23 protein-coding genes and 2 tRNA genes are annotated in these 22,992 nt (G+C 35.8%); 18 read left to right on the plus strand and 7 right to left on the minus strand.

The features are described from left to right. Positions 1–30: 30 nt before the first annotated feature. Positions 31–2,541: a M1 family aminopeptidase gene (locus ACEYOS_RS11155; RefSeq protein WP_373707801.1), complete on the plus strand. Its 2,511-nt coding sequence runs from the start codon at positions 31–33 to the stop codon at positions 2,539–2,541. Positions 2,542–2,600: 59 nt separating this feature from the next. Here ACEYOS_RS11155 and ACEYOS_RS11160 read toward each other — a convergent pair whose 3' ends face one another. Continuing rightward, positions 2,601–3,830, minus strand: coding sequence for a dicarboxylate/amino acid:cation symporter (locus ACEYOS_RS11160; protein ID WP_373707800.1), 1,230 nt, complete (start codon positions 3,828–3,830; stop codon positions 2,601–2,603). Between the two features lie 76 nt (positions 3,831–3,906). Beyond that, the gene (locus tag ACEYOS_RS11165; RefSeq protein WP_373707799.1) at positions 3,907–4,560 is read right to left on the minus strand and encodes a hypothetical protein; all 654 of its coding nucleotides are present in this window, start codon (positions 4,558–4,560) and stop codon (positions 3,907–3,909) included. Positions 4,561–4,683: 123 nt separating this feature from the next. Here ACEYOS_RS11165 and ACEYOS_RS11170 point away from each other — a divergent pair, with 123 nt between their 5' ends. The 8 genes from ACEYOS_RS11170 (at position 4,684) to ACEYOS_RS11205 (ending at position 12,170) form a co-directional block, all read left to right on the plus strand. Next, positions 4,684–5,604, plus strand: a complete 921-nt coding sequence (locus ACEYOS_RS11170; protein ID WP_373707798.1) for a DnaJ C-terminal domain-containing protein — start codon at positions 4,684–4,686, stop codon at positions 5,602–5,604. After that, positions 5,601–5,864, plus strand: coding sequence for a chaperone modulator CbpM (locus ACEYOS_RS11175; RefSeq protein ID WP_373707797.1), 264 nt, complete (start codon positions 5,601–5,603; stop codon positions 5,862–5,864). The genes ACEYOS_RS11170 and ACEYOS_RS11175 overlap by 4 nt, the downstream gene beginning before the upstream one ends. A 142-nt stretch (positions 5,865–6,006) precedes the next feature. Further along, entirely contained in the window at positions 6,007–7,521 is a 1,515-nt protein-coding gene (locus tag ACEYOS_RS11180) for a GEVED domain-containing protein (RefSeq protein ID WP_373797575.1), read from the plus strand. A gap of 260 nt (positions 7,522–7,781) precedes the next feature. Beyond that, positions 7,782–8,153, plus strand: coding sequence for a PadR family transcriptional regulator (locus ACEYOS_RS11185; RefSeq protein WP_373707795.1), 372 nt, complete (start codon positions 7,782–7,784; stop codon positions 8,151–8,153). Between the two features lie 4 nt (positions 8,154–8,157). Then, positions 8,158–9,879, plus strand: a complete 1,722-nt coding sequence (locus tag ACEYOS_RS11190) for a PspC domain-containing protein (RefSeq protein ID WP_373707794.1) — start codon at positions 8,158–8,160, stop codon at positions 9,877–9,879. Between the two features lie 302 nt (positions 9,880–10,181). Then, complete coding sequence (locus tag ACEYOS_RS11195) at positions 10,182–10,748, plus strand: 1-acyl-sn-glycerol-3-phosphate acyltransferase (RefSeq protein ID WP_373707793.1); 567 nt, start codon at positions 10,182–10,184, stop codon at positions 10,746–10,748. A 21-nt stretch (positions 10,749–10,769) separates the two neighbouring features. Then, positions 10,770–11,189, plus strand: coding sequence for a PaaI family thioesterase (locus ACEYOS_RS11200; protein WP_373707792.1), 420 nt, complete (start codon positions 10,770–10,772; stop codon positions 11,187–11,189). A gap of 9 nt (positions 11,190–11,198) precedes the next feature. Further along, on the plus strand, positions 11,199–12,170 hold the full coding sequence (locus ACEYOS_RS11205) for a chorismate-binding protein (RefSeq protein ID WP_373707791.1): 972 nt from the start codon (positions 11,199–11,201) through the stop codon (positions 12,168–12,170). A 60-nt stretch (positions 12,171–12,230) separates the two neighbouring features. Here ACEYOS_RS11205 and ACEYOS_RS11210 read toward each other — a convergent pair whose 3' ends face one another. Both ACEYOS_RS11210 and ACEYOS_RS11215 read right to left on the minus strand, forming a co-directional pair. Beyond that, positions 12,231–12,608: a DUF1634 domain-containing protein gene (locus ACEYOS_RS11210; protein ID WP_373707790.1), complete on the minus strand. Its 378-nt coding sequence runs from the start codon at positions 12,606–12,608 to the stop codon at positions 12,231–12,233. Next, the gene (locus ACEYOS_RS11215) at positions 12,609–13,439 is read right to left on the minus strand and encodes a sulfite exporter TauE/SafE family protein (RefSeq protein WP_373707789.1); all 831 of its coding nucleotides are present in this window, start codon (positions 13,437–13,439) and stop codon (positions 12,609–12,611) included. Between the two features lie 94 nt (positions 13,440–13,533). Here ACEYOS_RS11215 and ACEYOS_RS11220 point away from each other — a divergent pair, with 94 nt between their 5' ends. After that, positions 13,534–14,085: a DUF1543 domain-containing protein gene (locus ACEYOS_RS11220; protein ID WP_373707788.1), complete on the plus strand. Its 552-nt coding sequence runs from the start codon at positions 13,534–13,536 to the stop codon at positions 14,083–14,085. Positions 14,086–14,091: 6 nt separating this feature from the next. Then, entirely contained in the window at positions 14,092–15,204 is a 1,113-nt protein-coding gene (locus ACEYOS_RS11225) for a 5-(carboxyamino)imidazole ribonucleotide synthase (RefSeq protein ID WP_373707787.1), read from the plus strand. A 69-nt stretch (positions 15,205–15,273) separates the two neighbouring features. Here ACEYOS_RS11225 and dapA read toward each other — a convergent pair whose 3' ends face one another. Further along, a complete protein-coding gene (gene dapA, locus ACEYOS_RS11230) occupies positions 15,274–16,146 on the minus strand; it encodes a 4-hydroxy-tetrahydrodipicolinate synthase (protein WP_373707786.1) in 873 nt (290 codons plus the stop codon). Positions 16,147–16,256: 110 nt separating this feature from the next. Between dapA and ACEYOS_RS11235 the strand changes: the two genes are divergently transcribed. From ACEYOS_RS11235 to ACEYOS_RS11250, 4 genes are read left to right on the plus strand one after another with little or no spacing between them, the layout of a single operon-like run. After that, positions 16,257–17,027: a 5'-nucleotidase C-terminal domain-containing protein gene (locus ACEYOS_RS11235; protein WP_373707785.1), complete on the plus strand. Its 771-nt coding sequence runs from the start codon at positions 16,257–16,259 to the stop codon at positions 17,025–17,027. After that, a complete protein-coding gene (locus ACEYOS_RS11240; RefSeq protein ID WP_373707784.1) occupies positions 17,020–17,970 on the plus strand; it encodes a bifunctional UDP-sugar hydrolase/5'-nucleotidase in 951 nt (316 codons plus the stop codon). The genes ACEYOS_RS11235 and ACEYOS_RS11240 overlap by 8 nt, the downstream gene beginning before the upstream one ends. Positions 17,971–17,974: 4 nt before the next feature. After that, positions 17,975–20,197, plus strand: coding sequence for a T9SS type A sorting domain-containing protein (locus tag ACEYOS_RS11245; protein ID WP_373707783.1), 2,223 nt, complete (start codon positions 17,975–17,977; stop codon positions 20,195–20,197). Next, positions 20,197–20,886 carry a DNA repair protein RecO gene (locus tag ACEYOS_RS11250; RefSeq protein WP_373707782.1) on the plus strand — a complete coding sequence of 230 codons (690 nt, stop codon included), beginning with the start codon at positions 20,197–20,199 and terminating at the stop codon, positions 20,884–20,886. The genes ACEYOS_RS11245 and ACEYOS_RS11250 overlap by 1 nt, the downstream gene beginning before the upstream one ends. Before the next feature lie 71 nt (positions 20,887–20,957). Here the strand turns inward: ACEYOS_RS11250 and ACEYOS_RS11255 are convergent, their stop codons facing one another. Then, positions 20,958–21,668, minus strand: a complete 711-nt coding sequence (locus ACEYOS_RS11255; protein ID WP_373707781.1) for a hypothetical protein — start codon at positions 21,666–21,668, stop codon at positions 20,958–20,960. A 59-nt stretch (positions 21,669–21,727) separates the two neighbouring features. Between ACEYOS_RS11255 and ACEYOS_RS11260 the strand changes: the two genes are divergently transcribed. Next, positions 21,728–22,165 carry an RNA-binding S4 domain-containing protein gene (locus ACEYOS_RS11260; RefSeq protein WP_373707780.1) on the plus strand — a complete coding sequence of 146 codons (438 nt, stop codon included), beginning with the start codon at positions 21,728–21,730 and terminating at the stop codon, positions 22,163–22,165. Here ACEYOS_RS11260 and ACEYOS_RS11265 read toward each other — a convergent pair. Beyond that, positions 22,162–22,671, minus strand: coding sequence for a shikimate kinase (locus ACEYOS_RS11265; RefSeq protein WP_373707779.1), 510 nt, complete (start codon positions 22,669–22,671; stop codon positions 22,162–22,164). The two genes, ACEYOS_RS11260 and ACEYOS_RS11265, sit on opposite strands and share 4 nt — an antisense overlap. A gap of 107 nt (positions 22,672–22,778) precedes the next feature. Here ACEYOS_RS11265 and ACEYOS_RS11270 point away from each other — a divergent pair. Together ACEYOS_RS11270 and ACEYOS_RS11275 are read left to right on the plus strand one after the other, a co-directional pair. Next, positions 22,779–22,851 (plus strand) — tRNA-Lys (locus tag ACEYOS_RS11270). Positions 22,852–22,901: 50 nt separating this feature from the next. Then, positions 22,902–22,984 (plus strand) — tRNA-Leu (locus ACEYOS_RS11275). Positions 22,985–22,992: the final 8 nt, after the last annotated feature.

Below are 22,992 nucleotides of genomic sequence, written 5' to 3' on the forward strand. Positions count from 1 at the left end.
TTCTTTAAAATTAAAAAGCAATTTAAATAAATGAAAAAGCTGATCATCTCCATTAGTTTACTCGGAATGTTCTTTTCGGGAAATGTTTTTGCCCAAACTGAAACTTCCGGCAGAACTGAAGTTTACCGACAGTCGCACACCAAAATGACGGAATTGAAACACACGAAATTAAAAGTGAATTTCGATTACCAGAAAGAACAAATGGGTGGTGAAGAATGGTTAACCGCTTCGCCGTATTTCTACCCGACCGATTCTTTGGTTTTGAATGCAAAGGCGATGCTGATTCATGAAGTTGCTTTAGATAAAAACGGAACTAAAAGTCCTTTGAAATATGAGTATAAAGATGATATGCTCAAAATTAATCTGGATAAAACTTACAATAGGAATCAGGATTATACGGTTTATATTAAATACACCGCGCGTCCGAATGAAGTAACTCAAAAAGGGAGCGCTGCAATTTCTGATGCGAAAGGACTTTATTTCATCAATGCTCAAGGAACAGATCCCGATAAACCAACTCAGATCTGGACACAAGGAGAAACGGAGGCAAGTTCTGCCTGGTTTCCAACAATCGATAAAACTAATCAGAAAACTACGCAGGAAATTTATATGACCGTTCCTGACAAATACGTGACTTTATCGAATGGTTTAATGAAATCTTCTACCAAAGGAAATGGTGGTTTGCGCACTGATCATTGGGTAATGGATAAAAAACATGCGCCGTATTTATTCTTCATGGGAGTTGGTGATTATGCCGTGGTGAAAGACAAATGGCGAAATGTTCGCGTCGATTATTATGTAGAAAAGGAATATGAACCGTATGCAAAACAGATTTTCGGAAATACGCCAGAAATGATGGAGTTCTTTTCTAAAAGATTGAATTATGATTATCCGTGGTCAAAATACGCTCAAATTACCGGTAGAGATTACGTTTCTGGTGCGATGGAAAATACCACCGCAACGCTTCACCAAGAATCTGCTCAACAAAAACCTGGCGATCTGATCGATGAAAACCGTTGGGAAGAAACCATTGCACACGAATTATTTCACCATTGGTTTGGCGATTTAGTTACCGCCGAAAGTTGGAGTAATTTGACGGTCAATGAATCTTTTGCTAATTATTCACAGTATTTGTGGAACGAACATAAATACGGAAAAGATGTGGCTGATTACGGTTTGATGAAAGAAAGCAAAGGCTATATGATGGATCCTTCGAACATTTCTAAAGACTTGGTTCGGTTTAATTATCATTCCCGCGAAGATATGTTTGATGGCGTTTCTTATAATAAAGGTGGGGCGATTCTTCACATGTTGCGGAATTACTTAGGTGATGATGCATTTTTTGCAGGGCTAACTGACTATTTGAAAACCAATGAATATGGTACTGGCGAAGCACATCAACTTCGGTTGTCTTTGGAAAAAATTTCGGGGAAAGATTTAAACTGGTTTTTCAATCAGTGGTTTTACGGAAGCGGACATCCAAAATTATCCTATACCACGAGTTTTGAACCGGTAAAAAAGCAAGTTACCGTAACCATTAACCAAACTCAGGTAGGTCAAAATTACCAATTCCCGCTAGCGATTGATTTATATGAAAATGGAAAACCTGCGCGTAAAAATGTTTGGGTGAATGCGAAAGAAAAAAATAATTTTACTTTCACCGTTTCCAAAAATCCGGAGTTGGTTAATATTAATGCAGACGGAGTTTTACTTGGTGAGTTTACCGATACTAAAACGGCAGATCAGTATTTCACGCAATATCAAAATTCCAAAGAATTCTTAAGCAGGTATCTGGCGGTTGAAAATGCGGCAGAGAACGTTGCTAAAGATCCTGCTTTTTTAAAGATATTAGTAGCAGGCTTGAAAGATTCGAATTTTAGAATCAGAATAAAAGCGGTGAGCGGTTTCGATTTATCAAAACCTGATCAGGTTAAAGCAGCCCTTTCCGAAGTGGAGAAGATAGCTTCTAATGATCCGAAAACTTTGGTGCAGGGAGCGGCAATTTCTACGCTGGCAAAAACAAAGGATAAAAATTATCTTCCTCTTTTTGAAAAAGGATTGAACGCAGTTTCTAATTCTGTTAAGGCAAATTCACTTACCGGAATTGCAGCCATCGATCCAGCAAGAGTTGCGGCTTTGGCAGAAAATATCGATTTAGAAGGAGCAAGTGATGATTTAATTGCAGAGCTTCTTCCGGTTATTGTTAAAAATAAAATTATAAAACAAATGCCAGCAATCGCTACAACAGCAGCGTTTTATCCGTTTTTAAAATTCCAGAATCCCGAATTAGGAGCGTCTGCAGAAGAAGGCTTTAACTGGATTATGAGTTCTGATAACTTGAAAGCTACTGAAAACTTGACCAAAATTTTAGGTCAGGCAAAAGGTCAAATCGGAAACAATCCTCAAGCGAAAATGATGATCGTTCAAATCTTACAAGATGGACTTTTGAAAAAGATGCAGGTTTTAAAAGCGAATCCTTCCAGTAAAACCATTAATGCGCAGATTGATTTAATTAATAAAACAATTGAGGCGTATAAATAATTTTTAAATATTTGATTTGAAAAAGGATTTCCAAATTTGGAAGTCCTTTTTATTGAATTTTAAGGAGCGAATTCTTTCGGTTCTTCAAATTTTTCGCTAGACAACTTTGTTACGAACATTGCCGCCACGGTATCACCAGTTGAATTTAGAACCGTTGCTAAAGGATCTACCAAAGTCCCGATGATCATCACTGCTGGGATCGCTTCTACGGGTAATTGATACACCGATATCATCAACATTTCACCAATATATCCACCATTAGGAATTCCACCAGCGACGATACTTACAAAAACGGTAATTCCTAAAGCGAGTAGAAGATTCATTGGATCAAAGAAGTCCTTACCGATAATTAAAAATGCAACATAAATTTTAATAATCGAAGACATGGAAGATCCGTTTTTATGAAGCGTACTTCCAATCGGAATCACAATATTGGCGATTGCGTCGGGAACTCCAATTTTTGCGGCTGCCTGTAAATTAGCAGGCATTGTTGCAAAACTGCTGCACGTGGAAATAGCTGTTATACTAGGGTAAATATTATTGGTCCAAAATTGTCTTACGCCGATTTTACCTTTAGCGACAAAGGCATAAAGCGTGAAGAATACTAGGAAATAAACAACTCCTGAGATATAATATAAGCCAAGTGGTTTTGCATAAAAACCAAAAAGTTGCGGCCCGATTGTGGCGACTTGAAAAGCAAAATAGGCTCCTAAACCAACTGGTGCAACTTTCATTACGAGCAATAAAAGCTCTTTCATTACTTCGTAACCTGATGCTAAAAAGGATCGGAAAACTTGGCCAGCTTCACCCGCTTTTCTCGCAGCTGTTCCGGTTAAAAAAGCGAATATCAATAAGGCAAGCATATTTTGTCTGGAAAATAACTGAGAAAATTCACCAACTGTAAAGAAGCCTACGATCCGATTGCCCCAGCTTTCATCGCCAGAATCATCTAAGAGGTCGCTGCCTGTAGAGGGTAAAGCTTCGGTTGGGAAAAAGTATACGACCGTAATAGTGAAAAGTGCAGCAATGAGAATGAAGAGTAAAAAAGTGATGATCATTGCGAAAATAATTTTGCCAAATTTTCCGCCTTGTTCTACACTGGCAATGGAATTGGCAACTGCGAAATAAACCAAGGGAACAACACTTACGAAAAGTAAATTTAGAAAAATATCGCCTAGCGGTTTTAGATAACTGACGACTTGTGGGAAAAATATTCCGATAAGACTTCCGATCGTAATACCGGTTAAAAGTAAAATGATACCAGAATAATTTCTCAAAACTTCCTTCATAAATTGATGTTTCGTCAAAGATAAGCGTAAATTTTAAAAATGGTATTTTATAATTTAAATGAGAAAGATCATATTTCTAAATCGTCCATTCATCATTGATCACAGCCACTAAATAATAAGTTCCATATACTTCTTCGAAAACAAAACGAACGCAATTCCAATCCATCCCGCCATATTCTTCTGAACCGCCAATGTAATTTTCAGTGAAATAGTTATTGGGATATATTTCTTTTAGATTGTTCAAAGAATTTCCAGTTCCTTTAAACGTGTTAAAATGAAATTCTCCTTTCGTAAAATCTTTTTTAAAAACCCATTGATTTAAATAATCTTTGATTGAAAGTATGAGTGGATCGCCAGTTCCATCTTTCTCGCCCCAAGTAAACTTAATATTGGTTGCGACATATTTATTGAAATCTTCTTTTGTGAAATGTTTGTCCTTTTTGGCGTTTACATAAGCATACATCGAAAATTGAAATCCTTTTTCGGGATGAATATAGTTCGCGAGTTTTGCGTAATCTTTCGATTTTAAAATGGATAGAATTTCATTATTCATCGTTTTTAAAGTTTCTTCTTTATTTAATGTTCCATTATCCAAATTGTTATTTGTTTCTTTCAGTGAATCATTTGTAATTAAAGTAGAATCTTTCTTTAAACTTTCCGATTGGGTTGTGCTTTCTTTGGAGCAATAAGTCAAAGATAAAAGTAGGAGTATGAAGAGATGCTTTTTCATAGTGTTGGAATTTGGAAATGAAATATTTTACTTAAAAATAAGAAAATTTAAACAGAAAGATTTAACAGAACTTTAGAACGTCGTTCGTTTTAGTTTTTTTAAATTTGAGTAAATCATTATTTTATGGCATATATCGATTATTACAAAGTTTTAGGCATTGATAAAAAAGCGACTGCCGACGAAATAAAAAAAGCCTACCGAAAATTAGCCCGAAAATATCATCCAGATGTTAATCCAGGCGACAAAGAATCAGAGCGGAAATTCAAAGAACTTAATGAAGCCAACGAGGTTTTGAGCAATGCCGCCAACAGAACGAAGTACGACCAATACGGCGAACACTGGAAACACGGTGAGCAATATGAACAGGCTCACCAACAACAAAGATCACAACAATCACGACAAGCAGGAGGTTATGGTGGATTTTCTGAATCGGACTTTGGTGAAGGTGCAGATTTTTCAGATTTCTTTCAAAGTATGTTTGGCGGCGGTGGTGGTTTTTCTGGCGGTTCCAGAGGTAGCGCATCGGGGAAATTTAAAGGCCAGGATGTGGAAGCAAATTTGACCTTACAGTTGCGCGATGCCGCGAAAACCCATCAGCAAACTTTTGATATCAATGGCAAGAAAGTTCGAATTACGATTCCGGCCGGTATTGCAAATGGTCAGAAAATTAGATTAAAAGGTCATGGAAATCCTGGTCATAATGGCGGTCCAAGTGGGGATTTATTTATTACTTTTAATATTATGGAAGATCATCAGTTTAAAAGAGTGGGAAATGATTTGAGTACGGATCTGGAGATTGATTTATACACCGCTATTCTGGGTGGAGAAACTTTGGTGAAAACGTTAGATGGAACCGTCAATTTAAAAGTAAAACCAGAAACACAAAATGGAACCAGAGTAAAATTAAAAGGCAAAGGATTCCCGGTCTATAAAAAAGAAGGCGAATTTGGAGATTTATATGTCACTTATGTGGTAAAAACTCCAACCAACTTGACCGATAAGGAAAAAGATTTATTTCTTCAACTTAAAAATTTAGCGATATGAACGAAAGAATATCACGCGAAGAGCTAGTGAGAATCTACAATGTTGAAATCACTTTTTTTGATTCATTGGAAGAAGCCGGACTTTTAAAAACAGAAACTGAAAATAATATTAAATATTTAATGTTTGATGAATTATCCACTTTTGAGAAATTTACCAATTGGCATTATGACCTGGAAGTCAACCTCGCAGGATTGGAGGTGATTAAACATCTTTTAGATCAACTTGAAAGATTGAGAGAGGAAAATTTAACATTGCGATAAATATAGAATTTGTAACAATACAAGGTATAATTTTATGTAAGTTTAATGATTACCTCATATTTTTGCATTTAATTTTCATGTTTTTATTTTTTTATGTGGATATGTTTTGTTTTATTTGTATAACATTTAACAAATTATTTACATGAAAAAATTTCTACTCTCGTGCTTTTTAGCACTCGGTATTGGTGCTAGTGCCCAGTACAACATTCTTGAAAATTTTGATACCCCGTCTGACGGTCGTATCTTTTTTGGAAATGGTAGCGCAAATACCACAGTATTTTGTAGCGGTACTACTTCTTGGGCAGCAAATATAGCTTCTACAGCGGGTACTACCCAGGTTGGATATGCGATTAGTTTTGCAGACAAGGCAGTTCCACAAACAACGACCGGTCAAAAAGTTTCTGTTTCTGTAAATTACAGAAAAACAGACGGAGCAGGAACATTGTACTTAGCTTATTTTGTTTTTGATCCATTAACGGGACCTTCTGGACAATGGTCAGTTACTACTTTTGCAACTAAATCACTTGCTGCAGCGCCAGTCACAACTTGTACACCTTTATCAGGTACCATCCCAGCAGGAGTACTTGATGAAGCTAATTTAGCACCAGGTTCAAAGTTTGCGATTGGGACATTTTTCGTAAGAAGTTCAGGTGCCGGAGTTCTTTATATTGATGATTTGTCAATAGTTGAAGATGTTGTAGTTTCTCCACCAGCATGTACTACTGTTACAAATCCTGCTCAAGGAGCAACTGTTCCATATGGTCAGTATATAATGACTTGGACTGCAGTTCCGACTGCTACAAAGTATCAAGTTAACGTTGGTACAACTTCTGGTGGTAATGATGTATTTACTGGTTTTGTTTCTGGCACTTCAAAAGCAATTCCTTTAGCTGCTTCTAGCAATTATTTTGCGACAGTAATCCCAGTTAACGGAAATGGCCCTGCAACAGGTTGTACTGAAGTCGCTTTTAGTACTAGTAATGTACTAGGTTATTGTTCTGCCGGAGCTACAAGTACATCTTATGAGAAAATAAGCAAAGTTTTATTTGCGGGAATCAACAACGCATCTACTTCAACGGCTGGATACGAAGATTTTACTGCACTTGCTCCTGCACTTGTTGAAAGAGATGGGATCTATCCTGTTATAGTGGATATTAGTGGTTTTGATAGTGATACAACAGTAGTATGGATTGACTATAATCAAGACGGAGCTTTTGATGACGCAACAGAAAAAGTAACACTTACTTCAGCAGCATCTGCTACCGGGAATATTACAATTCCTAGTGCTGCAAAATTAGGAAATACGCGTATGAGAGTTAAAATGTATTATGGTACTGCGAATCCTACGGCTTGTGGAACGTTCACTTTTGGGCAAGTAGAAGATTATACAGTTACAATTAAAGAGCCTACGATGGCAACATCAAATGTAGTTAAATCATCAGTTTCAATTTACCCTAACCCATTCCAGGATGTATTAAAAATCTCTGAAGTGAAAGGAGTGAAATCAATTTCTGTAAGCGATGTTTCAGGAAGACAGGTTAAAAACTTGAAACCTTCTGCAGAACTGAACCTTTCAGATTTGAAAACTGGATTGTATATCGTTACTCTTCAAATGGAAGACGGAACAATTCAATCGTTCAAAGCGATCAAAAAATAGTAATTAGTTACTTGATATAAGAACCGCCTCAGTTTGAGGCGGTTTTTTTTGAACCGAACTTTTCAGTATTAAAGGGACTCTACAACATTATTTAAAACTTTAACTAAAAATAAATTAAAATATTTACTACTTTGTATTGCATAATACTAAAATAATTACATATCTTTGTATAGTAAGATTGGTTAAGAATATTCTTTTACAGATTAATTCTTCATCAAATTTTATTTTTAACAGTTGAACTAATTAATAACCTATAAACAATGAACACAGAAAACACCAAAGCGCAAATGCGAAAAGGCATTCTGGAATTCTGTATTTTGAGTTTAATTAATGAAAGAGAAATGTATGTTTCAGATCTCATTGATGAACTTAAAAATGGAAAACTGGATGTGGTTGAAGGAACTCTTTATCCACTGCTTACCCGATTGAAAAACGGCGAATTTCTTTCCTACCGTTGGGAAGAATCTACCGGCGGACCACCCAGAAAATATTACCAGTTGACAGAGAAAGGAAAATTATTTCTCGCCGAACTGCTCAATACCTGGAACGAACTAACAGACTCTGTCAATCAAATTACTAAAAACCATAACCCTACGAACGCTCCTGAAAACTCGTTCGAACCTAAAAACTAAAACGATGAATAAGACACTCTCAATAGGACTTGCCGGTTTCTCTTTCACCATAGAGGAACACGCCTACATCAAACTCAGCGATTATCTTGCAGCTCTTAGAAGTTCTTTGGATGTTTCCGAAGCCGATGAGGTGATGCACGATATCGAGATTAGAATGGTCGAGATTTTCAAAGACGCACTCGGAAAACGCGAAGTCATTAACGACACTGACGTTGAAAGGGTAATTGCTCAAATTGGATCTCCCGAAAAAATTGAAGAACAGGAAGAAGCGTATTTCTCCGAAAAAACTTCAACCAATAAAAAAGAGCAGAGATCTTCTGCAAACTTTAACGGACAAAAACAATTGTTCCGCGATCCTGAACGTGCAAAATTAGCCGGTGTTTGTGCAGGATTAGCACATTATGTTGGAATGGATATTACGGCAATGCGCGCAATTTGGTTGGGAATTGCAATCATCGGAATGTTTACTGCAATCTCTACCATTATCGTCGTAGTGATTTATATCATTCTTTGGATTGTACTTCCCAGAGCAGAAACTGCAACAGATTTTTTAAAAATGAAAGGGAAACCGATGAACTTCGATAACCTTAAAGAAGAATCGACTAAAATTGTACAGTTTGCGAATGAATCTACGCAGAAAGTCGGAGAACTTTACAACGAAAACAAACCGTACATCAATAAAGCTGGAAACGGGATCTGGAACTTAGTAAGATATGTTTTAGGAATTATTCTTGCGATGATGGGACTTTCATTAATTATAGGATCTTTTGCAATCCTAGGGTTCGGTTTTTCAGGAGCGAGCAATATCAACTTTTTCAGCAATTTAGGATTTTATCTGCAAGACAGTAATCTTGGTTTTATCGTGATCGCTTTGTCATTTCTTACAGCCTTTATTCCAGGATTGATTTTTTCTTACTTAGCTATAAAATTATTTTCACCTAAAGCTCAATTTAATAATACAGGATACGTTATTGGTGGTTTGGTTTTACTTTGGATCGGTTTGGTTGCAGCAACTGGCTTTAGTGCTATAAAATTTAAAAGTCAATACAGTGGAACCAATGATGACACGGCCAATGTAGCCATCAATACGACTTCGGATTCTATTCTTATTGATTTGAAAAAAGTGGTGATTCCTCAAAACTTTAAATCCTATTGGGATGATGTTTACTCTGATGGGCAAACCATTTACAAACAAGATTATCCCAGACTTGATGTGATTAGAAAAGATGTGAAAGCACCTTACCTTGAAATTAAAAAGAGAGCAGATGGTTATAATTTGCCAATGAAGGTGAATGTTCCTTTAGAAATAGTTGGCAACAAGATCACACTTCCTAATTATTTCTCTTATCCTTATAACGATCGTTTCAGGGATTATAGAGTTGATTACGAGTTGATTATTCCAAAAAATATGAAAGTAATTTCTTTAAATGATGAACGCGGGTTTTCGGTAGATGATGATGATTACAATGACGACAATAACGACAATAACCAGATGAATACCACAACGGTCAATCAAAATGAGGATTCTGTAACCGTAAATTCGGGATCTAATTCGATTGTCGTACCTTCTAACAATGGAGATTCAATTATCATCAATGGAAAGAAAGTAGGAAAGAAAGAAGCTGAATTGATGATCAAAAAAATGAGATTTAATTCTGATGATGTAGAGAATGTTGATATTTCCATTAAAAACGGAAAGAAAGAAATCTCTATCAAAACAAAATAAGTAGAAGATTTCAAATTTGAAACTTTATTAAAAATTAACATCCCCGAAATTCTTTTTATGAATTATTATTCCTAATTTCGTACAGTTAATTTTATATACCAATTAATTAACAATCAAAATCACAATATTATGGTACAGTTTGTTTTAGAAATCGCAATTAAGATAATAGATTTCGTAAGTAATTTATTATAACAAGAACAATATTTCAATATCTTTGTAAAGTATAACCAGTTGAGTTGGTTATACTTTTTTGTTTAATGCTTTCTAAAAACACTGGTTTTCAATACCCAATTTTCAACTTTATGAAAAAACTATTCGGTAAATTAATGCTCAAGCTTGTCGGCTGGAAAGTAGTTCTGGAAGGCGATGTCGATAACCTCGACCGTTGCATTCTGGTTGTTGCACCGCATACCGCCAATGAAGAATATATGTTGGGCAACTTTGCCTATTGGTCTCTTGGTAAACCGTTGAAAGTGATCATAAAAGATCAGCATACCAAAGCGTGGTACGGCTTTTTGATCAAAGCGATGGGCGGTGTTGGGATCGATCGGTCTCAGAAAAATGATTTGGTGAAGTTCGTTACCAATCTATTTAAAAAAGAAGATTTCTCTTTGGTCATTACGCCCGAAGGAACTAGAAGTTGGGTACCGAAATGGCGCAAAGGATTTTATCATATGGCGTTGGCTGCGAAAGTTCCTATCGTAATTGCCTCTGGTGATTTTAGAGAGAAGATTATCTATTTAGGTAAAAAAATCTCTATTGAAGATTTAGAAACCAGAAGCTATGAAGATATCATGGCGGAACTCGAAGAATATTACACCCACAGAACTCCAAAAGTTCCTGAAAATTGGAACCCAAAAATTTATTAGCTTTAAGATTAAAGTAGAAGAATGGAAAACAAAGAACAGATATTAGAAAAATTAAATACTTGGGGTGGCGAAACCTTAGGCAAAACTTTAGATATTATTTTTACAGATGTTACCGATGATACGTTGACGGCGACCATGCCTGTAACTGCAAAAGTTCATCAGCCTTATGGTATTTTGCATGGTGGCGCAAGTTGCGTTTTGGCAGAAACCTTAGGATCTTCTTTATCGGTTCTGCATGTTGATACCGAGAAATATGCACCGGTTGGAACCAATATCAACTCTAATCATTTACGCAGTGTAAAGAAAGGAATCGTTACTGGAACCGCTAGGTTCATTCGCAAAGGAAATACCATGCATGTCTCTGAAATAGAGATTCGCGATGAAAAAGGAACGCTCATCAATCATACGACGATGACCAATAATATTATTCCACGCAAATAAGTAGAATTCATGTTGTATTTCAGATATCCTTTTTCTGACCAGATCTATACAACTGATAATAGAGTAGGACAAAGTTCTATTCGCTTCGTTTCTTTTGATCAGCTGGAAAAAATTGATTTTAAAGGGAATATAAAAGCTGTTTCTCTAGCTGAATTTTTAGAAAATGAAATTCCTTCCAATCGAATTCCTTTAAAATTATCAAATTTTACAGAGGAAGCTGAAAAAGATTATTTAAATAAAATTCATCAAGTCATTGATTTTATTAAAGAAAATGAGCTTTCTAAACTGGTTATTTCTCGACTTAAATTGGTTGATTTTGAATCTCAAGAAATAAATTTAACTCATACTTTTTTAAATCTATGCGAAGCGTATCCAAACGCTTTTGTGTATGTTTTTATTCAAAATGAGAAATGTTGGATAGGCGCATTTTCGGAAGTTCTGGGAAAATTTAACAAGAAAACTTCTGAATTTGAAACCATGAGTTTAGCCGGAACGACTTCTGTTGAAGAAGACTGGACCAGGAAAGAACTGGAAGAGCAACAACCTGTTACCGACTATATTTCTGCGATCCTAAAAGACTATTCAACGGAGGTACAGCAATCTGAAACTTACGATCATCCATCAGGGAATATCAAACATTTACGAACGGATTTTAAAGCTCAAATTCAGCGAAGCGACTTAGAGAAAGTAATTTCAGAATTGCATCCCACTCCCGCGGTTTGTGGATTTCCAAAAGAATTTTGCAAGAAAGCTATTTCAGAATTTGAAGATCATCCGCGAAATTTCTATGCCGGTTATATTAAAGTTGAAACCGATGAAACCATTCAATATTTTGTCAACTTAAGATGTGCTGAAATTTTTCAGGATGCCGCCTTACTGTATGTTGGAGGAGGAATAACCGCAGACAGTTCACCTGAAAAAGAATGGCAGGAAACGGAATTAAAAGCCGGAGCTGTTTTAAAGAATTTATCTTTTAATTAATTTAAATCTGAATTTTCTGTAGCAATTAAATAGACGATTTTTTGATAGGAATTTCGAGTTTTAATGTGCAAATCCCATCAGGAAACTCACCAGCATAATCCCCAGAACAATTAACGAAACGACGACATAAGTATAATCTTTCTCTTTAATATATCCAGCGAGCGCAAAAATAATTCGAACCAAAGGCGTGAGAATTAATAATAAAATTCCCAACTGAATAATCGCCATTCCTTCAAATTTCATCAAAGAAGTCCAGAAACTTTGCCAAATATTATCATCTGTAATTTCTAAGGAAGCATAATCTTTCGGCATTTCAAAACCTTCCAGCGATAGTTTGATGAAGCCGAAAAACGAAGTGATCACCGATAATAGTACACCGATTCGAAGAAGATTTCCCACGGAACGGTTCAGGTCGATATCTGTAAAATGCTTCTTCATCTATTTAAAATTATGGTTAATGCCATTGTACATCATATAAATCGATAGAATCCCAACGACCACGGCAAATACGACTTTCAATTTTTTAGTTTGGGAAACAATCAAAGTTTTCGAACCGATGAAACTTCCTACAACAACACCGATTAAAACGGGAGCTACAATGACCGGAATAATTTCTCCACGCTGAAAATAAATCAGAGAACTTGCTACCGCAGTTACGCCAATCATAAAATTACTCGTCGTGGTAGAAACTTTAAAGGGCAGTTTCATCATGTTATCCATGGCCAAAACTTTCAAAGCTCCCGATCCGATTCCTAAAAGTCCGGACATCACTCCAGCAAATACCATCATAAAAAAACCTGAAACTGTATTTCTGGCGGAATATTCTTTGACCACTCCTTTGTCCGGAAAAGTTCCGAATAATTGAAGCCTATGTTCTAAACTGCCTTCGATTAAAGGTTCCTGGTGATCTGGCTTTTTTCGTAAATTTAAAACAACGGTCATTATTAAAATGCTCGCAAAAATAATCCCAATGGTATTAGGATTTAAAATTCCGGAAATTAAAGCACCGACAATTGCGCCAGTTGTAGTGGCGATCTCTAAGAACATGCCGATCCTGACATTGGTAAAGCCTTCTTTTACAAAAGCGACCGCAGATCCAGAAGAAGTTCCGATCACCGAAATCAGTGATGCGCCAATAGCATAATGCATTGGTACGCCGAAGCCAAGAGTGAGTAATGGAATGATGACAACACCGCCGCCTAATCCAGTTAAGGATCCCAGTAATCCAGCAGCAATAGCTCCGAAGAACAGAATTAGTATTTCTGACATTTTACAAATGTAAGAATTTGCAATCTTTTACGAAAAATTGAAACATAAAATTTTATAGAATTTATTTAAACCGTATTTTTGTTTTTTCCAAACGATGAAACTATTTTATATCATTCTTGGTGCTACACCAGCAGGCAGAAATACTGAGCAACACGATATTTTTTTCGGTATTGCAGAAACGTTGAAGGATTTAATTCCGGCAATGAAAAAGTTTTGGCCAGAAGCAAAAGGTAAAATTCATATCGATGGCTATCAGGAAGTGAAGTTTGTCGATGGTTTTGAATTGAAAATTGTAGAGAAGAATTCAGCAATTTCTGACCAACACCTTTTTTTTATTAATCTTGGTGGATACGAGAAAGGACGGTTTGAGGAACTTCATCATCAGTATTTAATGGTTGGCAAATCAATGGCGGAAATTATCAAAAAAGCAAAGAAAACTGAATTCTATAAAACCATGGGATTTAAAAATGCGGAAAGCCATATCGATGATAAATATGGCGTTGACATTGATGATATTTTTAAAGTAAACGATATTCTACCTCAGGAAATGAAAGAAAAGTATTCAATGGTTTTAGAAAAAACAGAGGTCGAGAATCAGGAGAATCACACATTTATCGGCTACTTAGCGATGAGTAAAATAAAGTAAATAAAAATGAAAATAGGAATTTTAGGAGGCGGACAGCTTGGACGAATGTTGATTCAAGACGCCTTAAAATATGATGATGAAATTCACGTACTCGATCCGAATGCAGATTGCTCTTGTGCAAATATTTCTGTTTTTACGAAGGGAAATTTTAATGACAAGCAAGATGTTTTAAATTTCGGAAAAGACAAAGACGTCGTCTCTATTGAAATTGAGCATGTAAATGCAGAAGCATTGGAAGAATTAGAGCAGCAAGGAATCAAAGTCATTCCGAATTCTAGTATTATTAAAATTATTCAGCAGAAAATTTTACAGAAGGAATTTTATAAACATCATCAAATCCCAAGTCCTGATTTTCAGATTATTCAGTCGTTAAAAGAGGAAATTAGAATAGGTTTTCCTTTCGTCCAGAAATTAAATACGGGCGGGTACGATGGGAAAGGCGTTCAGGTCATTCAATCTGAAAGTGATGTCGCTAAAATGTGGGACGAACCTTCCGTTTTAGAGAATTTGGTTGAAATTGACAAGGAACTTTCTTTAATTATCGCTAAAAATGAACGAGGTGAAATCAAAAGTTTTCCTGTTACGGAAATGGTCGCTGATCCGAAATTGAATTTGCTGGATTTCAATATTTGTCCAACTAAGATTTCTGCTGAGGTGCAAGATCAAATTGATGTTATTGCTGAGAAATTCATGAAAGCGGCAAATTCTGAAGGTTTATTCGCTATCGAATTATTCCTGGATAAAAACGGAAAAGTTTGGGTGAATGAAACTGCACCTCGTTTGCATAACTCGGGACATCAAACCCAAGAAGGAAATGCCAATTCTCAGTTTGAGCAATTCTATCGTGTTTTGAAAAATCTTCCTTTGGCAGAAACTTCTTCCTTCCGTTTTTCTGGAATGTTAAATTTGGTTGGTGAGGAAAACCATACCGGAAAAGTAAAATACGAAGGTTTAGAAAATGTCTTGAAATTACCAAATGCTTACGTTCATTTATACGGAAAAACGGAAACAAAACCTGGTAGAAAAATGGGACATATCAATGTTTTAGCTGATTCTCGTGAAGACCTTTTGGAACAGTTAATTCAGATAAAATCTTTGGTGAAGGTGGTTGCTGATTAGCTCCTTAATTCATCTAACAAAAAAGGACTCTTTCGAAAAGAGTCCTTTTTTTTATTTTAGAAAGTGCAATTATATTTTTGCCATTTCAGCTTTAATTTTATCCTGCAATCCTTCAGTTGCAACTACTAATGGCAATCTTACATAATTTTTCAGAATTCCCATTTCAGCTAGAATCGTTTTAATTCCCGCTGGATTTCCTTCTGCAAAAATCAGTCTTGTGATCTCGACCATTTTATTGTGAATTTCGTAAGCTTCTTTTACTTTTCCATCAAACGCCAACTGACACATGGTCGAAAATTCTTTTGGATATCCTTGTCCAATAACAGAAATAACTCCATTTCCGCCTGCTAAAGTTACAGGTAGCGTATATTCATCATCGCCAGAAACTAAGTTGAAGTTTTCGGGTTTCTGACGTAAAATATCAAAATACTGGTTGATGTTCGGTCCAGCTTCTTTAATCATAAATAAAGTCGGAAAATCTTTGGCGAGTCTTAAAGTAGTCGACGCTTCTAAGTTTTGTCCGGTTCTTGAAGGAACGTTGTAAATGATTATTTTTTTGCCCGTTTCTGCCAGCATTTTATAGTGCTGATAAAGTCCTTCCTGACTTGGTCTGTTATAATATGGAGATACCGAAAGTACCGCTTCGAAGGCAGTTAGATCAGCTTCTTCGATCTGTCTTTTTACTTCCATCGTGTTGTTTCCACCAATGCCTAAAACCAATGGCAAACGTTTATTATTAACTTTTATGATATGTTGAATGACTGCGTTTTTCTCCTCCGTTGAAAGTGTCGCTACTTCTGCTGTCGTTCCTAAAACGACTAAATAATTAGTGCCGTTCTCAATATTAAATTCTACCAATTTGGTTAAAGAATCAAAATCAACGGATAAATCTTCATTAAAAGGCGTAACAAGTGCCACACCCAGTCCTTTTAAATTGCTCATTTTTATAAAATTAATGTTTCAAAAATACGAAATTTAATACAAGAATTTATTAAAATAGAGGATTAGTTTGTATTCATATCTTTATATTTGCAAGAATAGATTTTATGACTATGAAGACAAAATATCTGATTTCCGGCTTAGCATTTTTATCGATTATTTCGTGTAGAGCGCCGTTAAATGTAGCCAATGTTCAGACCGAGAAAAACATTTCTATTTCTCAAGATTTACCCGAAGATCAAACTTTTAAAAATATTATTGAACCTTACAAAATTGAATTGGAAGGCAAAATGAACAATAAGATTTCACACACTGCGGTAGATTTAACGAAGAGAGGCGACAATAGTGATTTAGGAAACTTGCTGGCCGACTACACTTTTGAAGGCGCTGATGCCTGGGCAAAAAAGAATGGAATTGTTGATGGAGTAGATGCCGCAATAATCAATATCGGTGGGATCAGAACAAATATTGGAGCGGGCGATATTTTAACAAAACATATTTATGAAGTGATGCCCTTCGAAAATGAAGTCATCATTGTTAAAATGAAAGGCACAGATATGCAAGGTCTTTTCGACTATTATTTAAAAACACTGAAAAACAATCCTGTTTCGCATCTTATAATCGAGACCGATAAAGATAAAATTACCAATCAATTAATTGACGGAAAACCGATTGATCTTAATAAAACCTATTATATTGCGACCTCCGATTATTTGGCTTTAGGTGGTGATAATATGGATTACTTAAAAAAAGGGGAGTTAATGCCAACCGGAATTAAATTGCGTGATTTGTTTTTAGAAAAATTTATTGCTAATCCAGAAGTAAAGGTTCCGACCGATATGCGCCTTAATTTTAAAAATAAAAAAAACAAAACCGATGAATAGGAAAAAATTTCTAAGAACTCTTGGCGGTGGAACATTGGCAATGGCTTTGGCTCCGAATTTATTAATGGCTGAAGACTTTTCTGCTTTAAAACTGGCGTCGGAAAATCAACTAACAATACTTCATACCAACGATCAACATAGTAGAATTGAACCTTTCGATGCAAGTTATACCAGAAATCCCAATCAAGGTGGTTTTGCAAGAAGAGCAGCTTTAGTTCAGAAAATCCGCAGTCAGGAAAGCAATGTTCTTTTGCTTGATTCTGGAGATATTTTTCAGGGAACGCCGTACTTCAATTTTTTTGGTGGCGAACTTGAATTTAAGTTAATGTCGATGATGGGTTATGATGCTTCCACGATGGGAAATCATGATTTCGATAATGGTTTGCACGGGTTCAAGAAAGTTAGACCTGTGGCAAAGTTTCCTTTTCTTTGTTCTAACTACGACTTTAAAAACACCATTTTAGACGGTGAAACTGAAAAGTATAAGATCTTCAACAAAAACGGGATTAAAGTAGGAATATTTGGAGTAGGAATTAAGTTAGAAGGTTTGGTTGGTAAGAAAGATTACGGCGAAACAGAATACTTGGATCCGATCGAAATTGCCCAGCATTATTCAAACTTCCTTAGAAATGAGAAGAAATGTGATATGGTCATTTGTCTGTCTCATATCGGATATGATTACCGGGATGATCCTAAGAAAATTTCAGATAAAATTTTGACCGCAAATACAGACGGAATTGATTTGATTTTGGGCGGACACACGCATACTTTTTTACCTGAACCACAGTCTTTCAGTAATAAAAGTGGCAAGAATGTTTTGGTCAACCAAGTTGGTTGGGCCGGATTGCTTTTAGGAAAAATTACTTTTTATTTCGACAAAAATAAAAACGTGAAAAATATTTCATGGAACAATCAAGTTATAGATGATAGCATTTTAGTGTAATCGTATGAGAAAATTACTTCCATTTTTACTTTTTGTGTTTTCAATAAATTTATTTGCGCAAAATATTTCATCGTCCAAATGGTCTGATTTATTTTCGTACAATAATGTTTTAGCGATTCGGGAAGACAATGGAAAATTGATTGCAGCCACAGAAAATGGAATATTTTTCTATACTCCGGCGACAGGAGAAATTAAAAAATTGTCCAAAGCAAATGGGCTGCATGAAGTGAAAATTTCTGCCTTTGATTATAATCCAGTAACCAAGATCGGCTTGGTCGGTTATAAAAATGGGTCGATGGATGTGATTACTCCAGAAGGTATTACTTATGTTGTCGATATCCCAATCGCAACCGGTTATATGGGTGACAAGAAAATTAATCATATTTCGATTACCGATAACAAGGCCGTGATATCCGTTGGATATGGTGTTTCAATTTTTAGATTAGATTTGAAAGAGTTTGGCGATTCTGCGTTTTTTATTAATGGTGGTATTTACGAAGCCTCGAAAGAAGCTGTAATCAAAGATAATTTTGTTTACGCCGTAACTGCAACTGGATTGAAAAGGCATGAAATGAATGTTACTTTTCCGATCTATACAACTTGGGATACGGTTGCAGGTGGAAATCTGACCCAGATCGCGCAGGGAAATGTGATTGCGTATTCAAATGCAAATCAAGTTTTTTTTGGAACAGGTTCTACATTTACTAAACTTCCACAAAGTTTTTCGACTGTTCAGGATATTGTGATCACGTCACAAAATATTGTCGTCGCAGATGTTTCGAAGGTTTATGTTTTTGATTTAACAGGAAATGCGGTCAATTCATATGTAGTTGAAGAAGCGGTAAATACTGGATATTATTCGAATTCGAAGATTTATGCAGGAACCAAGTTTTCTGGAATTAAAAACGAAAATGGAGAGGTTTTGAAACCTGATGGACCTTACAGTAATACGTCCTATAAAATTGATATTGTAGGACAGCAAATTGTACTTTCATCTGGGGGTAGAGATGCCTACAATGCTCCGATCTACAGAAATCTAGGTTACTACCATTTTGATGGAATTAAATGGAATTATCCGGAATATTTTAAAGGTTTTCAGGGACCGTTAAATGTTTTAGATGCCGTTATTAATCCTGTAAAAGCAAATGAAATATTTTTTGTTAATTACACCTTCGTAGACAATAACATGGGTATTTATCGTATGAACGATAATGAATTTGTAAAAAATTATGAAAAAGTTGGAACGTTTTTCAATAGATTTGGTGGATTAACTTTTGACGACAATAATCAACTTTTTGTATCTAGTGCCAAAAATGATGCTTTAATCGGATTTTATCTTTATAATTCAAGCATCGATGCATTTTCGTTAGTTAACGTTGTTTCTGGCACTTCTGTGCAAAAACCTTTTGCAAATTCGGGAATTCTTTATCTTCCAGCACCACGTACGAATGGTGGATTACTTATATATGATTATAAAAATACACCAGCTTCGTTAAGTGATGACCGTTTCAAAATAATAAAGAAAGTAAATAATTTACCCTCCGATCAAGTAGTTTCTGCTACAATTGATAAAAATGATGATCTTTGGATTGGAACTCAAGGGGGTCTGAGAATTTTACAAAATCCATCCGCTGCGATCGATGAAGATAATCCTCAAGCTGAATCCATTATAATTGAAGAAAACGGAACTGGTGAAGAGCTTTTCAGAGATAGCCATATCTTGCAGATTGAGGTTGATCAAGGAAATCAAAAATGGATTTCTATCGATGACGGTGGTATCTTCTACCTAAGTTCAAACGGAGAGAAAACCTTAAATCAATTTACCAAAGCTAATTCACCACTACCGACCAATAGTGTAACTGATATTAAAGTTGATAGCAAAACGGGTAAAGTATATTTCGTGACTTTAGATGGAGTCGTTGTTTACCAGGGTGATGTTTTAGAAGTTACCGAAAACTTCGGCGACGTTCTGGTATACCCAAATCCAGTTGTTTATTCGCAATACAAGGGTAATGTAAGAATTCGTGGTTTAGCAGCTAAAACAAATATTAGAATAACTGATGCAGCTGGAAACTTAGTCCGTCAATCCGTAGCGCGAGGTGGATCTTATGAGTGGAACCTTGCTAACAATCGCGGTGCGCGTGTTGCGTCCGGCATTTATTTCGTCTTGATGACCAATGAAGATGGTACAGATACTGCGACTGCTAAAATTGCTGTAGTGAATTAATGCATACACAAAGCTGCTTTCTTCTTTCTTATTTAAAGTATGGTGACAATGATGCAATATTACATTGTTTTTCCTTGGAAAATGGTTTTCAAAGTTTTTTTGCAAAAGGTATTTATGCCGCGAGGAATAAAAAGAAGCCTTATCTTTTCCCCTTAAATTTATTGAGTATTACCATTTCCAAAGTGGTTCCAGAAAATAAAATAGCCCGTATTTCAAAGATTGAACTGGCTCCTGATTATTTTGATGTGGAAGAGGTGGCTATGAATGCTGTGTTGTTTTTCATCGCAGATTTTTTACACCAAGTTTTAAGGGAAGAGGGTAAAAATCAAACGATTTTTAATGAGATAGAAATAATAAGAAAAGAATTAAGTATTCAAAATTATGATGCTTATCTGGTCTTTATTTTTAAATTTTTAGCGATTTCTGGAGTTACACCATTGTACGAAGATAAAAAATTCCTCAATCCGGAAAGTGGTCTCTTTGAAAATGAAATTTCTCATAGTTTTTTTAACGAGGATATCTCTTTTTTATGGAAACAATTCTTGACAACCGCTGATGGATATCAAATCCGTCTAAAACGAAACGATAGAAGCTCATTTTTGGACTCGTTGATGATTTACTGCCAATTTCACCTTACAGGATTTTACACTCCAAATTCATTAGCAGTGGTTCGCCAAATTTTCGAATAGACTTATTGAATTTTAAACATAAAAAAAGTTCCTTGAAAAAAGGAACTTTATATTTTAATGAAAGTTAGTTTTTATCTAGGAGTGTTTTTATACACCTGAAAGCTAAAAACAAAACTTCTGTCTTTAAATGAAATACCACTGTAGTTGAAGTGAGCATCACGCGCAAACGCTGCACGCGAAGGAACAATGATTGCGCCTTGTAAATTATAGTTGCTCTCGTCTGGAATGTTAAAAGCTTTAAACTTCTGCAAAGCTTCTTTAAAACCTTCAATTTCGTAAAAACCTCTTTGTTTTGCCAAGTCTCCCGTAGCATTGTCTAAAACAGATTGTTTTACGTTGAAATACGCTGGATCCACTTCTGGAATCCCAGAGCCGGCAATCGTATTTTTGAAAACGTAAGGTGAAGTAAAGGCAATCTTACTATCAGTATTCGTCGCTATGTAAGTCACAGAAGTGCTCATTAATCTTAAAATGTCTGTACCTGCAATTGTGGTTCCTGGTGAAGGTTGTGCACCTGGTCTTACCACATAAATAACTCCAGACGGAAGAGTGATCGGACTTAAACTGGCTAATTTTACTAGAGTGGTATCGGTCGCTACATAATCCTTCAAGTTTCCTTTTGAATCAAATGCGTGAGTTTCTAAGAATTTTTGCGCAGCTTCATTATCGTAACTATTTTGGGTTTCTATACTTACTTCGGGAGCAAGCTCTTCTACGTCATCTTTTCTACAAGAAGTAATTGCGATTGACGCCAGGGCAAGAAACAAAAATGTTTTTTTCATATTTAATATTATCATTAAATTGCTAAAATTATTTAATTCAGCAAAAGTATAAATAAAATATGAGAATAGATAAGTTTTTATGGTGTGTTCGCTTTTATAAAACCAGAAGCATTGCCGCTGACGAAATTAAAAAGAACAGAGTATCACTCGCAGGTCAAACTGTAAAATCATCCAGAGAGGTGAAAGAAGGTGATATCATCAAAATTCGAAAAAACCAGATCGACTTGCAGCTTCAAATTATACAAATCCCTAAAAGTAGAATAGGAGCCAAATTAGTTCCGCTTCATATTAAAGACAAAACCGAGAAGGAACAGTACGAACTGATGAAACTGCGCCAGCTCAGCCAAGAACATTACCGAAATAAAGGCGAAGGCAGGCCAACCAAAAAAGACCGCCGGGATATTGATGGCTTTGTGGTGACAGATGGCAATTCAGAAATGGAGAACGGTGACTGGGATTTGTTTTTCAGTGAAGTCGATGATTCTGACAAAGATTAGATAACGGATATTATTTGGGTCACAATTTCCTCCGGCGTTTTTGCATCTGTACCAACGGTAAATTTTGCTTGACCGTAATAAACCTGTCTTTCGAAAAGATGTTTGGCAATAAACTCTGGTAAATCCTCATCTGGAATTTTGGCGATAAGAGGACGTTTTTGTTTTTGCTTCAGTAATCTTTCAGTGAGCGTTCCCACAGAAGTGCGTAAATAAATGCTTTCACTTTTTTGGGTGATGAGATCAATATTGTTGTAATAAGACGGTGTACCTCCACCCAAACTTAAAATACATTCTTTTTCAGTATTTAAAATTTCTTCTAAAAGTGCTCTTTCTTCTTTTCTAAAGTAGATTTCTCCTCTTTTTTCGAATATTTCAGGGATCGACATCTTATTTTTCAAAATAATTTCCTTGTCAAGGTCAATTAATTTTAGGTTCAGTTTTTGGCTCAAAACTTTGGAAATGTGAGATTTGCCGCTTCCCATATACCCGATGAGTGAAATGATCATATTTTTATTTTGCACAAAGTTCCAAAAAAATTTTGAGATTTTAAAAAAAGAAGTATCTTTGCACCACTCTAAAACAAGAATACAATTCGACAGTTTTAGTGGTGACCGACTCGGTAGCTCAGCTGGTAGAGCAATACACTTTTAATGTATGGGTCCTGGGTTCGAATCCCAGCCGGGTCACAAGCAAAATAACTCCGTCTCGTTTTTTAACGACGTGACGGTTTTTTTTTGCCTGCGTGGTGAAATTGGTAGACACGCCATCTTGAGGGGGTGGTTTCCTATGGATGTGCTGGTTCGAGTCCAGTCGCAGGCACAACGCAA

The sequence above is a fragment of the Kaistella sp. genome (assembly GCF_041824135.1).
Classification (GTDB): Bacteria; Bacteroidota; Bacteroidia; order Flavobacteriales; family Weeksellaceae; genus Kaistella.